This window comes from Roseibium sp. SCP15 (genome assembly GCF_040329435.1).
In the GTDB taxonomy this organism is placed as follows: domain Bacteria; phylum Pseudomonadota; class Alphaproteobacteria; order Rhizobiales; family Stappiaceae; genus Roseibium.
Window position 1 is genome coordinate 265,297 of record NZ_JBDZYI010000005.1, and the last position, 13,654, is coordinate 278,950.

15 protein-coding genes are annotated in these 13,654 nt (G+C 57.9%); 10 read left to right on the top strand and 5 right to left on the bottom strand.

Annotated features, from left to right (window positions below; translation table 11 throughout):
* Positions 1-72 precede the first annotated feature (72 nt).
* Genes ABLO27_RS24190 through ABLO27_RS24200 form a run of 3 tightly spaced genes read left to right on the top strand, consistent with a single transcriptional unit; the run spans position 73 to position 3,057 of the window.
* Positions 73-963, top strand: a complete 891-nt coding sequence (locus tag ABLO27_RS24190; protein WP_353036529.1) for a chorismate mutase — start codon at positions 73-75, stop codon at positions 961-963.
* Positions 960-2,096 (top strand): histidinol-phosphate transaminase, encoded by a 1,137-nt coding sequence (gene hisC, locus ABLO27_RS24195; RefSeq protein WP_353036531.1) that lies wholly within the window; start codon positions 960-962, stop codon positions 2,094-2,096. The genes ABLO27_RS24190 and hisC overlap by 4 nt, the downstream gene beginning before the upstream one ends.
* A gap of 16 nt (positions 2,097-2,112) precedes the next feature.
* Positions 2,113-3,057 (top strand): prephenate/arogenate dehydrogenase family protein, encoded by a 945-nt coding sequence (locus tag ABLO27_RS24200; RefSeq protein ID WP_353036533.1) that lies wholly within the window; start codon positions 2,113-2,115, stop codon positions 3,055-3,057.
* Here the strand turns inward: ABLO27_RS24200 and ABLO27_RS24205 are convergent.
* Positions 3,041-3,946, bottom strand: coding sequence for a polyprenyl synthetase family protein (locus tag ABLO27_RS24205; RefSeq protein WP_353036535.1), 906 nt, complete (start codon positions 3,944-3,946; stop codon positions 3,041-3,043). The genes ABLO27_RS24200 and ABLO27_RS24205 overlap by 17 nt on opposite strands.
* 258 nt (positions 3,947-4,204) lie before the next feature.
* Between ABLO27_RS24205 and mtgA the strand changes: the two genes are divergently transcribed.
* From mtgA to ABLO27_RS24220, 3 genes are all read left to right on the top strand, one after another.
* Entirely contained in the window at positions 4,205-4,918 is a 714-nt protein-coding gene (gene mtgA, locus ABLO27_RS24210) for a monofunctional biosynthetic peptidoglycan transglycosylase (RefSeq protein WP_353036537.1), read from the top strand.
* A gap of 181 nt (positions 4,919-5,099) precedes the next feature.
* A complete protein-coding gene (gene rpmF, locus ABLO27_RS24215) occupies positions 5,100-5,285 on the top strand; it encodes a 50S ribosomal protein L32 (protein ID WP_296591987.1) in 186 nt (61 codons plus the stop codon).
* Between the two features lie 197 nt (positions 5,286-5,482).
* Positions 5,483-5,905, top strand: a complete 423-nt coding sequence (locus ABLO27_RS24220; protein WP_353036539.1) for a hypothetical protein — start codon at positions 5,483-5,485, stop codon at positions 5,903-5,905.
* 348 nt (positions 5,906-6,253) lie between these two features.
* On the opposite strand, the gene ABLO27_RS24225 is transcribed toward ABLO27_RS24220, so the two are convergent.
* Positions 6,254-6,895: a septation protein A gene (locus ABLO27_RS24225; RefSeq protein ID WP_353036541.1), complete on the bottom strand. Its 642-nt coding sequence runs from the start codon at positions 6,893-6,895 to the stop codon at positions 6,254-6,256.
* A 277-nt stretch (positions 6,896-7,172) separates the two neighbouring features.
* On the opposite strand from ABLO27_RS24225, the gene ABLO27_RS24230 reads away from it, so the two are divergent.
* Positions 7,173-7,913, top strand: coding sequence for a DUF3299 domain-containing protein (locus tag ABLO27_RS24230; RefSeq protein WP_353036543.1), 741 nt, complete (start codon positions 7,173-7,175; stop codon positions 7,911-7,913).
* Positions 7,914-7,962: 49 nt separating this feature from the next.
* Here ABLO27_RS24230 and phbB read toward each other — a convergent pair whose 3' ends face one another.
* Positions 7,963-8,691, bottom strand: a complete 729-nt coding sequence (phbB, locus tag ABLO27_RS24235; protein WP_353036545.1) for an acetoacetyl-CoA reductase — start codon at positions 8,689-8,691, stop codon at positions 7,963-7,965.
* A gap of 119 nt (positions 8,692-8,810) precedes the next feature.
* Positions 8,811-9,992: an acetyl-CoA C-acetyltransferase gene (locus ABLO27_RS24240; protein ID WP_353036547.1), complete on the bottom strand. Its 1,182-nt coding sequence runs from the start codon at positions 9,990-9,992 to the stop codon at positions 8,811-8,813.
* A gap of 296 nt (positions 9,993-10,288) precedes the next feature.
* On the opposite strand from ABLO27_RS24240, the gene phaR reads away from it, so the two are divergent.
* Both phaR and ABLO27_RS24250 read left to right on the top strand, forming a co-directional pair.
* Positions 10,289-10,882, top strand: a complete 594-nt coding sequence (gene phaR, locus ABLO27_RS24245; RefSeq protein ID WP_353036549.1) for a polyhydroxyalkanoate synthesis repressor PhaR — start codon at positions 10,289-10,291, stop codon at positions 10,880-10,882.
* 8 nt (positions 10,883-10,890) lie between these two features.
* Positions 10,891-11,376 (top strand): GNAT family N-acetyltransferase, encoded by a 486-nt coding sequence (locus ABLO27_RS24250; protein ID WP_353036551.1) that lies wholly within the window; start codon positions 10,891-10,893, stop codon positions 11,374-11,376.
* 37 nt (positions 11,377-11,413) lie between these two features.
* Here the strand turns inward: ABLO27_RS24250 and ABLO27_RS24255 are convergent, their stop codons facing one another.
* The gene (locus ABLO27_RS24255; protein WP_353036553.1) at positions 11,414-11,845 is read right to left on the bottom strand and encodes a GlcG/HbpS family heme-binding protein; all 432 of its coding nucleotides are present in this window, start codon (positions 11,843-11,845) and stop codon (positions 11,414-11,416) included.
* 138 nt (positions 11,846-11,983) lie between these two features.
* On the opposite strand from ABLO27_RS24255, the gene ggt reads away from it, so the two are divergent.
* Positions 11,984-13,579 (top strand): gamma-glutamyltransferase, encoded by a 1,596-nt coding sequence (ggt, locus tag ABLO27_RS24260; RefSeq protein WP_353036555.1) that lies wholly within the window; start codon positions 11,984-11,986, stop codon positions 13,577-13,579.
* The last annotated feature ends 75 nt before the right edge of the window (positions 13,580-13,654 follow it).

A 13,654-nucleotide genomic window follows, 5' to 3' on the forward strand; every position in this document is an offset into this window, starting at 1 on the left:
TTCTTTTGCGTTTGCGCGATCACATGCCTATGACTATGCGCCGCTGAACCCTAAAGAAGACTGGATCCTGTCATGGCTCAAATTCCGGACAACGGGACCTCGCCGGAGGCGTTGCGAGCGCGCATCGACGAGATCGATACACGGATCCACGAAGCGCTGATGCAGCGCGCGGAGGCCGAAGCCGGCCTGGCGGCTAGCCGGGAACAAGCCGGAAAACAAGGGGCCGTGTTCCAGCCGGAGCGAGACGCGGACTCTCTGCGCCAGATCGTGGAACGGCATGAGGGTACTCTGCCGCTGGCGACCGTCGAGCATATCTGGCGAAGCATTATAAGCGCCTGCACCAACTTGCAGGCAGATACGGCGGTGTTTCTTGATGGCGGTGCCGAGCTCACGGATATGCTCGACCTGGCTCGGTTTTACTTCGGTTTTTCCATTGAACTGGTTCCTGGCAGCGACGCAGCCGATGTTGTCGGGGCGGTGAGCGATTCAAAGGGCGATATCGGACTGGTCGCATTGAACGACCGTGCGGAGCTGCCCTGGTGGCGAGGCCTGAGCGAGGCAGGTGCGCATGTGCGAGCCCGGCTCCCCTTTGTTGTTCTGGACGAGCGGCCTGCCGATCTTCCGGCCCTGGTTCTCGCAAAGGCCGATAGTCTTGTCGACAATGCGGATATCGCGGTCTATGACGCACGCTGGTCCGATGTTTTGCCCGGCAGGTTGATGGATCAGGGGATCGAAGTGCTCAGTTTTTTCCGGTCTGCAGCCGGAGTTGACGCGTTGCTGGCGATTTCGGGAGAACTGCCGGAAGAAGATGTTTTGAAAGCCTGCGCGGCCGCAGGAGCTGAGCCGGATGTGTTGAGACGTGTTGGCGGTTATGCCGCGCCGATCGACGGAGATGGTGACGCGGACGATGGTTTTGAACCCGAGGATACCTTCGAAAGCGAAGATCGGGACTCTCAGGAATGAACGAGATGACAACAGTGAAACAAGCTGACGCAACCCAGGCGACCCGTCCTCAGCCGAAAGCCGGTGTTCTGGACATCGCACCCTATGTGCCCGGAAAATCCAAAGGTTCCCATGGCCGGACGGTGCACAAGCTCTCGTCCAACGAAACGCCTCTCGGAACCAGCGAAAACGTCAAGCATGTCATCGAGGAAGTTGCGCGGGCGCTTGAGCTTTATCCGGACGGTGCGGCAACGGAATTGCGCAACGCAATCGGCGAAGTCTACGGGCTCAATCCCGACCGGATCATTTGCGGAGCCGGCTCGGACGAGATCCTCAGCCTGCTCGCCTATTGTTATCTTGGGCCCGGCGACGAGGCGATCTATTCCGAGCACGGATTTCTGGTTTACGACATTGCCATCCGGGCGGCAGGCGCTGTTCCGGTGGTTGCGCCGGAAAAAGACCTGACGACCGATGTGGATGCAATCCTGGCGCGGGTTACGGAAAAGACGAAGATGGTCTTTGTGGCCAATCCCAACAATCCGACCGGAACGTATCTTCCTTTCGAAGAGGTCAAGCGTCTGCATGAGGGCTTGCCGGATCACGTGCTCTTGGTTCTGGATGCGGCCTATGGCGAATATGTCCGCCGGAACGACTACGAAAGCGGACTGGCGCTTGCAGCGACTTCCGAGAACGTCTTCATGACGCGGACTTTTTCCAAGATCTACGGGCTGGCCAATCTGCGCCTCGGCTGGGGTTTCGGACCCGCGCATGTCATTGACGCGCTGAACCGAATTCGCGGTCCGTTCAACACATCTGGTGTTGCCATTGCAGCGGGTATCGCGGCGGTGAAAGACCGGCAGTTTGTCGCTGATTCAGTGGATCACAATGACCAGTGGCTTCCATGGGTTACGAGCGAACTGGAAAAACTTGGCCTGGATGTCACGCCGAGTGTCGGCAATTTCGTGCTTGTGCACTTCCCGGACGACGACGGCAAGCGGGCTCAGGATGCAGACGCCTACTTGCTGGAACGGGGCTGCGTTTTGCGCATGGTCGGCAATTACGGCCTGCCGAACGCCATTCGAATGACAATCGGCTCGGAAGATGCAAACCGCACGGTGATTGCGCATCTGAAAGAATTTTTGGAACAAGCTTGAGACAGATTCAGAACACATGACTGGTGCTCCCCTCTTTGAGCGAATGGCCCTGATCGGCATTGGCCTGATCGGCTCTTCTATCGCCCAGGCAGCGCGTCAGCGCGGCCTGGTGAAGGAAATCGCGATTTCCACCCGTTCGCCTGCGACATTGGCAAGGGCAGAAGAACTGGGCCTGGGGGATTATTATGAACATGATGCGGCTGTTGCCGTCGAAGGGGCAGACCTTGTCATTTTGTGTGTGCCGGTGGGCGCCAATGAAGCGGTCGCCAAGTGGATCGCGCCCAATCTGAAAAAGGGCGCCATCCTGACGGATGTCGGCTCGACCAAGGGATCGGTCGTGGAGCATGTCGGCCCGCATGTGCCGGAAGGCGTGCATTTCATACCCGGGCACCCGATCGCCGGCACCGAGCAGTCCGGTCCGGATGCCGGTTTCCCGACACTGTTCGATCACCGCTGGTGCATTCTGACGCCGCCCAAGGGTGTGGATCAGGCAGCGCTGGAAAAGCTCAGCGCGTTCTGGCAGGGCTGCGGGTCGAATGTCGATCTGATGGAGCCGAAGCACCATGATCTGGTTCTGGCAATCGTCTCGCACCTGCCGCATTTGATTGCCTACAACATTGTCGGCACGGCGGACGATCTTGAGACGGTCACCAAATCCCAGGTGATCAAGTACTCAGCTTCCGGTTTCCGTGACTTCACCCGTCTGGCGGCCTCTGATCCGACGATGTGGCGGGATGTGTGCCTGTCCAACAAGGAAGCCATCCTGGAAATGCTGGCACGGTTTTCCGAAGACCTGTCTGCAATGCAGCGGGCCATCCGGTGGGGAGACGGTCAGATGCTGTTCGACCTGTTCGATCGGACGCGCAGCATTCGCCGGTCGATCATCGAAGCCGGACAGGAAACCGATGCGCCGGACTTCGGCCGTCATTCGACCGGGGGATCGGTCAGCTCGACCGATTGACGATGAAGTCCGCAAGTGCGGTCAAGGTGCCGGCGGCATCGCCGTAAGGCTCCAGAAGCGTTTCGGCTTCTGTTGAAAGCCGGTCAAGTTCCTGCCTTGTCTTGTCGACACCCCACAGGCCGACAAGGGTAGCCTTGCCGGCTTCGGCATCTTTGCCGGTGGCCTTGCCCATGGCCTCCGGACTGGCTTCCACGTCAAGAAGGTCATCCGCCAGCTGGAACGCCAGGCCGGTGACTTCGCCAAAGCGGGTCAACCGTTCCACATCCGCGTCGTCCGCGTTTGACAGGATCGCGCCGGCCCGGCAGGCATATCGGAGCAGGGCACCGGTCTTCATGGATTGCAGAAGGCGAATTTCCGCTTCCGTCCGTTGGCGGTGCTCGGATTCCAGGTCAAGCATCTGACCGCCCGCCATGCCACCAATGCCTGCCGCACGGGACAATTCCCGGGAAAGGCGCAGGCGCACAGACGGGTCTTCATGGATTGCTTCTTCGGTGATGATGTCGAAGGCTAATGTCAAAAGGGCGTCGCCGGCCAGAATGGCTGTTGCCTCGTCATAGGCCTTGTGAACCGTCGGCTGACCACGGCGCAAGTCATCGTCGTCCATTGCGGGCAGGTCATCATGGACCAGCGAATAACAATGGATGAGCTCCAATGCACAAGCTGCCTGCAGAATACCTTCATCGGATCGTCCAAGCAGTCGGGCACATTCGAGTAGCAGGATGGGCCGCAGCCGCTTGCCACCGTTAAGGGCACCGTGGCGCATTGCGTCGAGCAGCCGGGGAGGGCGGGTGATCTCCTGCGGGCTGGTAACATCGGACAGGATCGTCTTCAGCGCTGCTTCCACAAGTGTTGCTTGCGCCACCAGATAGGGTTTGAGATCGAAAGTCATTCAGTCACCACCACAGAATTGCCCGGGGCTTCCCTGTCCTGAATTTCTGTTTACGTCAAGCCATTAGCGCATGAGATCGGCATCCGCAGGCAAATTGTTCAGAAGGCTGGACGTATGATTTCAAGCCCGCTATTGCCTTGTTACTGCCTCGGGGCATACGGGTGTGCAATCAAGGGCTGCGGTTTGCAATCATTGACCTTCCAACTCAAGCTGAAGATATCGCCGGTAATCCGCTCTGGTCACGGTGACGGAGGCTGAATGGCAAGCAGGGCAAAATCCACGAATGTGTTCGGCGGACTGTTGCGGTCTCTCCGCAAGTGGTCGATCCGGATCGTTCTGCTTTTGATCATTCTGCCACCGGTGCTCATCGTCATCTATTCCGTCGTTCCACCGGTCAGCACTTTGATGATCGGACGCTATGTGCAGTTTCTCTGGGTTGACCGCCAATGGGTGTCCCTGCAGGACATCTCTCCCAACCTGATCAAATCGGTGATTACCTCGGAAGACAGCGGGTTTTGCGAAAATGACGGTGTGGAGTGGGATGCACTGCAGGACCAGGTCGAAGCGCTGACCGATGGCGAACGCCCGCGTGGGGCAAGCACGATCACCATGCAGACCGCCAAAAACCTGTTCCTGTGGGGGGACAGGTCCTATGTGCGCAAGGCGCTGGAAATTCCACTGGCGCTGATGCTGGACGCGATCCTGTCCAAGAAGCGCGTTCTTGAGATTTATCTGAACATTGCCGAGTGGGGCGAGGGCATTTTTGGTGCCGAAGCGGCGGCGCAGGCGTGGTTCGGCAAGGCGGCCAAGGATCTGACTCGGGTGGAAGCCGCGCGGTTGGCCACCGCCTTGCCCAATCCACTGGGCAGGAATTCGGCAAAACCGACGCCGGGACACCGCCGTCTTGCGGCCACCAATCTTGCCAGAGTGAATGCTGCCGGCCCGATTTTCGGCTGTGTTCTGGGGAAATAGCCAACGTTCGGTAGAATGGACGTTTAGTCTATTCTATTTTAACGCAGAAAATTTCTTCTTTTGGGGTGGCAAAACGCTGGCGTTGCCTGTATAACGCCGCGCATTCGAACACCTGCGTGCAGCCACGCCCCGGGCTAACCCGGTCCGGGCCGCGCGGTTATGGACCACGGAGAAAAACAAAATGGCCGTTCCAAAGAGAAAAACCTCGCGCATGAAGCGCGGTTTTCGCCGTTCCGCGGACGCCCTGAAGCAGCCGACTTACGTCGAGGACAAGGATTCGGGCGAACTGCGTCGCCCGCATCACGTTGACCTGAAGACCGGCATGTACCGGGGCCGTCAGATCCTGTCCGCTAAGGACGACGCTTAAGTTCATTCCGCTTTCAGGTGTTTTGCCTGGAAGCGCATTGAAATCTTAAGGTGGATCGCCGCATGGCAAACCAAGATTGAGGCTGGCCTTGTTCCGACAGGCCGGCCTTTTTCTTTTGTCTTGAAATCGGCTCTTTGATCGTGTCAGCTCCGCGCGTTCCGCCCTCCAGCCAGGGCCTTGCAGTCCGGAGCCCATACATGCGCCTTTTCTCCGCAATCCCTTTCACGCTTTTCTCGTTCTTGATCTATAACGCGCTTGCGTTCACGGCCGGAGCTTCCGATCCTGCTTTCTGGTCTCAGCCGGTGATCACCATTGCAATGGTTTCGGGTGCCACGTTCGAATTGCTGGCGAGCGACCTGCTGATCACGGTAGGCCTGTTCTTTCTTTTCATCGAAATTCTGAAAGCCACCCGGATTGGCACGACCGCACTTCTGGATCACATGTTTTCGGTGCTGGTTTTCGTCGCCTACCTGGTCGAGTTCCTGGTGCTGCAGCAGGCTGCAACGTCTTTGTTCTTCATTCTGATGGCGATTTCGCTGATCGATGTGATTGCGGGATTCTCGATTTCGATCACAGGTGCGCGCCGGGATGTGTCGTTTGGACATGGAGATATGCATTAGGGAGAGCGGGTAGCGTACCGGCTTCGTTTCCCTATGCTTTGTAATTGCAGGACTTGATCTACTGCTGTCCGGTTTGCCTCCGGCGGGTATAACAGACTAACGACCGCTCCGTTGTCATTCCTGCACCCGCCTTCGCGGGCATAAACTCCGGCAGGAATCCAGTAAACACAAAGGTGCGGTTCAAATTAACACCGGAGATACTGGATCCCGGCCTTACGCTACGCTTCAGCCGGGATAACAGATACGATGAGTTTGTGTTTTGACAAATGATCGAACGCAGTTTGCTTGCCGGGCGCAACGCCAGTTCGAGCAAACAGCTTGAAAGCGGCGCTTTGAATGCGCTTCGACTCAGGCGTCTTTTGTATCGTCGGTGAGCGCGTATTTCTGGATCAGGGGCAGCTGGGTCAGTGTGAATACCAGGGTGATCGGCATGACGCCGAAGACCTTGAAGTTGACCCAGAAGTCAGTGGAGAAGCTGCGCCAGACGACTTCATTGATGATGGCAAGCACGAAGAAGAAGACACCCCAGCGGAATGTCAGTTTGCGCCAGCCTTCGTCGGTCAATTTGAAAGCGCTGTCGAACACGTAGCCGAGTAGTGATTTTCCAAACAAAAGGCCGCCGAGCAGGATGGATCCGAACAGGGTGTTCACGATGGTCGGCTTGAGCTTGATGAAAAGCTCGTCGTGCAGCCAAAGCGTCAGTGCTCCGAACACCAGAACGACGACACCCGAGACCAGCGGCATGATCGGCAGGCGCTTGGTCAGCCACAGAGACGCCGCCAGGGAAATTGTAATGGCGACCATGAAGGCAGCCGTTGCCAGAAAGATTGGCTGTCCGATCGATTGCAGAACCGGAAAGGCCGCTGCGATCTGTTCGCCCCTTGAGTTGAAGAGAAAAAAGACACCGAGCGGCCCCAGCTCCAGCGCCAGCTTCAAGAGCGGCGACAGTTCCTTCCGGGTCGGGTCGTTCGGGGCGTGTTCGAATTCCATGTTTTCACTTCTCCACACAAGGGATACCCGGGAGATAGGGGCAAGGGGAGGGCCGGGTCAAGGCGCAAAGATTGACAAGTCCTGAAATTGATCCGAATTGAGCCACAGAACCGCGCTAAGGATCATCGCTTCTGTTCCGCGACGACATGGATTGTCAGATGAGTGAAATGCCACCCAGAAGCAGGCCTGCCTGCAGGAACGTGACATGCCAAAGGTCCGTCGATCTGATATCCCTTGTCACGTCACCTGAAGCTGGAACTGGAGAGTAGTGTCAAAGATGCGTACGCTTCTGGCCTCGTTTCTGCTGATTTGCATGACCTTGCCGGTATGGGCGGTCACGCCTGTCGACTGGGAAGACCTGAAGGATCCGGAAGCAACACGATTTGACGATCCATTCGCTGCCCTAAGCCTGAACGAATTGCGGTCCTTGGGAACTGTCCTTCGCCTGCGCAAGCAGCTTGGCGAAAGCGGTGTTACCGAGGAGGCGAGACCCCGGATCGAACAGAAGCTGGCAAACGAGGAAGCCAAGCTTGCTGTGAGTGGTGTCGATGCGGACGCCCTGCTGGCCCAACGCGAGGCGATTGGCAGAAAGAGGGCACAGGCTGCATTGGCCGGCAATCCGGCGCTGAGCGGCGCGGAAATTGCCATCACGGGGTACGTTATACCGATTATCGAGGAAGACGGGATCGCACGCACCGGCTATCTTGTTCCGGAATATGGCATGTGCAGCCATGTTCCCGCGCCGGATCCCAACCAGATGATCCGCTATCGCCTGGAAAACGACTGGCAGGCCGATCGGATTTACCAGAAGGTGCGCCTCACCGGGCGCATTGGGCTCACTTTGTCACGACAGACGATCAACCTGCTGGACGGTCAGGTCGAGATGATATCCGCCTTTGAGCTTGAGACGCATGACGTGCAATCTCTCGAAGGGAGCGGCCCAGATGTTGACGCCCGGAGTTTCCGGTCTTTTGTTTCCCCAAGGTCCGGGGCCGCGAAACCATCCGCCGCGAACTAAAAAGGCGCCCGTCCGGGCGCCCTTTCGTTTCCGGTTCTGACCCAAGATATCAGCCGTTGGCGATGTACTGGCCACCGTTGATGGTCATGACCGCGCCGGTCATGAAGGCCGCGGAATCGGACGCCAGGTAGACAACCGTCTGGGCGATCTCTTCCGGATGGCCGAGGCGACCGACCGGGATGCCGGAAATGATCGATTCCAGTACCTTTTCCGGCATCGCCGCGACCATGTCGGTGTTGATGTAGCCGGGGCAGACGCAGTTCACGGTAATGCCTTTGAAAGCATTTTCCTGGGCAAGCGCCTTGGTAAAGCCGATCACGCCTGCCTTGGCAGCCGAATAGTTGGTTTGACCCATCTGGCCTTTCTGACCGTTGATGGAGGAAATGTTGATGATGCGGCCGGAGCCGCGTCCACGCATGCCGTTGATCACCGGGTGAGTCATGGTGAACATGGAATCGAGGTTGGTGGACAGAACGGCACGCCACTGTTCGAAATCCATCTTGTGGAACATGCCGTCACGGGTGATGCCCGCGTTGTTGACCAGAACTTCCACCGGTCCCAGCTCGCTCTCGACCTGTGCGATACCTGCTGCACAAGCGTCAGGGTCGGAAACGTCCCACTTGTAGACGTGAATGCCGGTTTCGGCTTTGAAGGCCTCGGCTTTCTCGGTGTTGCCGGCATAAGTGGCCGCCACTGTGTAGCCGGCGTCTTTCAGACCGCGCGAGATTGCTTCGCCGATACCACGCGTACCTCCAGTGACCAATGCGACCTTGCTCATTCCCCTTCCTCCTGACTTCCAGCTTCGGGCCCTTTGGGCTCCACTAGGTTATTGATTTCGTTGTTTTGAGGTCGTGGCTGGTCCTCATCACCCACGACCCCGTGCACATTTGGTTTCGATCAGCGCTCCAGGCACATGGCAACACCCATGCCGCCGCCGATGCAGAGCGTGGCGAGGCCTTTCTTGGCATCGCGACGAACCATTTCATGGAGCAGGGTGGTGAGAATGCGGGCGCCGGATGCACCAATCGGGTGACCGATGGCGATGGCGCCGCCGTTGACGTTGACGATGTCCGGGTTCCAGCCCATGTCCTTGTTGACGGCGCAGGCCTGTGCGGCAAATGCCTCGTTGGCTTCGACCAGATCGAGATCGGCCGCGGACCAGCCGGCTTTTTCCAGAGCCTTGCGGGATGCCGGGATCGGGCCGGAGCCCATGATTGCAGGGTCAACACCAGCCGTTGCCCAGGATGCGATGCGGGCGAGCGGCGTCAGGCCACGCTTCTCAGCTTCTGCCGCGCTCATGACGAGGATCGCTGCTGCACCGTCATTGAGACCGGATGCATTTGCAGCCGTCACCGAACCGTCCTTGGTGAAGGCCGGGCGGAGTTTGGCGACACTGTCGAGGGTCGCGCCGTGGCGAATGTATTCGTCATCCTCGACGACGCGCTCGGACTTGCGTTCTTTCACGGTGACCGGAGTGATTTCGGCCTTGAACTTTCCGGCTTTCTGCGCAGCTTCGGCCTTGTTCTGAGAGGCGACAGCGAACTCATCCTGCTGCTCACGGTTGATCTGCCATTTTTCAGCGACGTTTTCAGCTGTCTGACCCATGTGATAACCATTAAAGGCATCCCACAGACCATCCTTGATCATGGTGTCGATCATCTTGAAGTCGCCCATCTTGTGGCCGGAGCGCATGTGAGCGCAGTGCGGCGACAGCGACATGTTTTCCTGACCGCCCGCCATCATAATGGTGGCGTCACCGGTCTGAATCTGTTGCGCTGCAATGGCGACCGTTCGCAGACCGGAACCGCAAACCTGGTTGAGGGTCCAGGCCGTTGCCGCGTCGGCGATACCCGCCTTGATTGCAGCCTGGCGCGCCGGGTTCTGACCTTCCCCGGCGGTCAGAACCTGACCGAACACGACTTCATCGATTTCGTCGCCTTTGACACCGGCCTGTTCCATGGCCGATTTCATGACAAGAGCGCCAAGTTCATGGGCGGGAATGTTGGCAAATGAGCCGTTGAAAGTGCCAACTGGCGTGCGGGTCGCACTGACAATGACGATATCGGTGGAAGCGCTCATACTACTCTCCAGGACTTGGGCCGAGCGGCCTTAGTAGGTAGGTGCCCCGAAGGCACCTTAAGATCCTTGTTTCACCTTGGACTAGAAACTGCGGTTGGATTTGTGTCAACCGTTTCACCCCTTATCTGAGGACTGTTTTCGCATTTGCGGTATTATCCTTTCGTCAGTGCACATAAAAAGGGTGGCAAGATCCTCTACGATTGGCTTAGTCTCTTAGTTGGAGGAAATGACAAGGTTGCGAAGGCCTTGTCGTCAAATGGGAAACAAGCCGTAAGGCTGAGAGGCGGAAGTGACGAATGGCCAAGACAAACGAGCCAACAATCATCAAGAAATACGCCAACAGGCGGCTCTACAACACGGGCACCAGTACCTATGTCACACTGGAGGATCTGGCCGTGATGGTGAAGGGGGAAGAGGATTTTGTGGTCTATGACGCGAAGTCCGGTGAGGACATCACCCGGTCCGTGCTGACCCAGATCATTTTCGAACAGGAAGGCAAGGGACAGAATCTCTTGCCGGTGACGTTCCTGCGGCAGCTGATCCGTTTTTACGGCGACAGCATGCAGGGGCTCGTGCCGAGCTTCCTTGAATACTCGATGACGTCCCTGACGAAGGAGCAGGAGAAACTCCGCTCGCAAATGAGCGAAGCTTTCGGAGCAACTGCTTTCGATGCCATTGAGGATCAGGTCAAGCGCAACACCGAGATGTTCGAGCGGGCAATGAAGATGTTCATGCCTTTCCCGACCGGTGAAGGTGGATCTGCGCCTAATTCCACTGTCGGTGGCAATGCGGTCAAACCGGAAAAGTCCGAAGTTGCCGATCTGGATGACATGAAGCGTCAACTGGAAGAAATGCAGAAGACAATCAACAAGTTGTCGGACAAGTCCTGACATCCGCCGTGCAGGCTGACGCTGGCAGAGTAACCGCATTGGAAACTGTTCCAGGCGCTTTGGAACGTCTGGAAGCCTGGTTTGTTCATGAATGGCCCGAGTGGTATGGGCCAGATGGCGCGGGAGATGCTCCTTGCGATCTCAAAGCCTGCCTTCAGGGGGGAAGCCGCCTGCCGAGGTGCCTTGTCTCGCTTGATGGTTCAGGAGACGTTATCGGAACAGTTTCCCTGCGCGACACGTCGCCTGGTTCGGATCGCTATCCGGGCGTCTGGGTGACCGCCTTGCTGGTTCCGGCCCCCTTGAGACGATCCGGCATCGGAACCGGTCTGGTTTCAGCTGCAGAAGCGGAAGCGCTGCGGCTTGGCTTTTCTGAAATTTATGCATCAACTGCGAATGCCCAGTCCCTGTTCCGCCGCAGGGACTGGAGCTTTCATGACAGTTTGAGGACTCGGGGCACGGCTCTGGATATCTTCCGGAAACCTCTTCAGGCTTAGTTCTCGAAGATCGAATGCCCGGGTCCTTGAACAGGTCTTAGCCGCAATCGGCGACCAGTTCTGCCGCCTCGATGCCTGCAACGGCACAGGCTTCGTCATTGTCAGACGTATCGCCGGTTATTCCGACAGCACCGAGTGTTTCGCCGTTTTCATCCTTGATGATCACACCGCCGGGAACCGGGACAATTGCCCCACCGGATACGCCGTTGAGCGCATTGACGAAATGCGGGCGCGATTCCGCATTGGCATTCAGCCATCTGGTGCCTGTGCCGACTGCGAGAGCGCCAACTGCCTTGCCGGAGGCAATTTGCGGGCGCATGATCGAAGAGCCGTCCTGCCGCTTGAGCACAACAGTATGACCGCCTGCGTCCAGAACTGCGACGGTGAGAGGTTTCAGATTGAGCTCTGCTGCTTTTTCAATAGCGGCAGAAGTGATGGTCTCTGCCGTTGAAAGTGTGAGTTTGCGCATTTGGCCACTTCTCCTTAAGGTGCTGCCCGAATTCGGAATTTGCTATCAGAACATGGCGTGGGCGAATAGGCCGTGTTCGCAAGAAGCTTTTGCGGCAAATTGGAAAAAGTAAGACGTGTTTCGGGTGGGAGGAACTCAGTGAAGCGTGATTTTCAGGCACCAGGCCGGTCTCCGGTTTTCGCGCGGGACGCCGTAGCCGCAACCTCGCATCCCCTGGCAACGAGCGCTGCGATTGAAGTTCTGCAGGCCGGCGGCAATGCGGCGGACGCTGCAATTGCTGCCGTTGCCGTGCAGTGCGTTGTCGAACCGCATATGACCGGCATTGGCGGTGATTGCTTTGCGATCGTCATGGAGCCGGGCGGCCGGTTGACAGGGTTCAACGGGTCCGGCGCTGCCCCACGCGCGGCGACACCTGAAAAACTCGCCGAACTCGGTGTGCGGGAGATCTCCGATACGTCTCCTCACGCGGTTACCGTTCCAGGTGCCATCCGTGCCTGGGAAACGTTGCTCAAGGCGCATGGCACCATGAGCTTCAAGCAGCTGTTCAAGCGTGCGATCCAATATGCACGGGAAGGATTTCCCGTAGCGCCGCGTGTTGCCCATGACTGGTCGAAAGATGTCGACAAACTTGCCGCCGATCCCAGTTCGGCTGCAGCATATCTGATTGACGGCAAAGCACCGGAAACCGGCACGATTCTGCGATATCAGCATCTGGCCGATACACTGGAAACCATTGCCGAAGGTGGTTCCGACGCCTTTTACTCAGGAGCGATTGCAAGGGATATCGTGTCCGCGCTTCAGGCCCGTGGCGGCCTGATGACCGAGGATGACCTGGCGGCCTGTCACACGACCGCAGTTTCGCCTGTCATGCGGGACTACAAGGGGCATACCATCGCGGAATTGCCACCGAATGGCCAGGGTATCATCGCCTTGGTCATCCTTGGGATCCTGGAACGTTTCGACCTGGAAAGTCTCGATCCTCTTGGTCCGGAGCGGTTCCATCTGGAAATGGAAGCTGCCCGGCTCGCCTATGCCGTGCGAGACAAGTTTGTCACCGACCCGGGCCACATGGATGTCTGCCATTCTCACCTGATCGGAGACGATTATCTGGACAGGCTTGCGCAACAGGTGGCGCCTCACACACGTATTGCCTCCTTGCCTGATGCGGAACTGTCGCCGCAGACCGACACCGTTTACCTGAGCATCGTTGACAAGGATGGTCTTGCCGTCTCCTTCATCAATTCACTGTTCAGCGACTTCGGCAGCGGCATCGTCGCGCCGGAAAGCGGAGTCCTTCTGCATTGCCGGGGCAAGTCGTTCAACGTTGCTCCCGGACATGCCAATTCGATCGATGGCGGCAAGCGGCCATTGCACACGATCATTCCTGCAATGGGATTGAAGAACGGTGCGCCATGGCTGTCCTTCGGCGTGATGGGCGGCCACTACCAGGCTTGCGGGCATGCGCATCTGCTCACCAACATTATCGACTATGGCATGGACGTGCAGGCGGCCATCGACTTCCCGCGCATGTTCTTCGACATGGACAGTCACACCCTGCAGGCTGAGAGACTTGTACCGCCGTCAACGATCGAAGGATTGCGGGCCCTTGGCCATGAGGTGGTAGCGGCCGAAGGAGCGATCGGCGGCAGCCAGGCGATCATGATCGACAAGGCGCGCAGAATGCTGACGGCCGGCTCCGATCCCCGCAAGGATGGTCACGCAGCCGGGTATTGATGTCGCCTTCTGAAGTTGCGTCAATTTAGGACTTGTGCAATTCGCGCGTGGCGTGTTGAGTGCGGGCGGACGCGC

Bases quoted from the DNA above. Each gene is read 5' to 3' on its own strand.
- ABLO27_RS24255 (WP_353036553.1), bottom strand. From the start codon at position 11,845: ATGCGCAAACTCACACTTTCAACGGCAGAGACCATCACTTCTGCCGCT.
- ABLO27_RS24220 (WP_353036539.1), top strand. From the start codon at position 5,483: ATGCGCCTTTTCTCCGCAATCCCTTTCACGCTTTTCTCGTTCTTGATC.
- ABLO27_RS24230 (WP_353036543.1), top strand. From the start codon at position 7,173: ATGCGTACGCTTCTGGCCTCGTTTCTGCTGATTTGCATGACCTTGCCG.
- ABLO27_RS24200 (WP_353036533.1), top strand. From the start codon at position 2,113: ATGACTGGTGCTCCCCTCTTTGAGCGAATGGCCCTGATCGGCATTGGC.
- phbB (WP_353036545.1), bottom strand. From the start codon at position 8,691: ATGAGCAAGGTCGCATTGGTCACTGGAGGTACGCGTGGTATCGGCGAA.
- ABLO27_RS24190 (WP_353036529.1), top strand. From the start codon at position 73: ATGGCTCAAATTCCGGACAACGGGACCTCGCCGGAGGCGTTGCGAGCG.
- ABLO27_RS24225 (WP_353036541.1), bottom strand. From the start codon at position 6,895: ATGGAATTCGAACACGCCCCGAACGACCCGACCCGGAAGGAACTGTCG.
- ABLO27_RS24240 (WP_353036547.1), bottom strand. From the start codon at position 9,992: ATGAGCGCTTCCACCGATATCGTCATTGTCAGTGCGACCCGCACGCCA.
- rpmF (WP_296591987.1), top strand. From the start codon at position 5,100: ATGGCCGTTCCAAAGAGAAAAACCTCGCGCATGAAGCGCGGTTTTCGC.
- phaR (WP_353036549.1), top strand. From the start codon at position 10,289: ATGGCCAAGACAAACGAGCCAACAATCATCAAGAAATACGCCAACAGG.
- hisC (WP_353036531.1), top strand. From the start codon at position 960: ATGAACGAGATGACAACAGTGAAACAAGCTGACGCAACCCAGGCGACC.
- ABLO27_RS24205 (WP_353036535.1), bottom strand. From the start codon at position 3,946: ATGACTTTCGATCTCAAACCCTATCTGGTGGCGCAAGCAACACTTGTG.
- mtgA (WP_353036537.1), top strand. From the start codon at position 4,205: ATGGCAAGCAGGGCAAAATCCACGAATGTGTTCGGCGGACTGTTGCGG.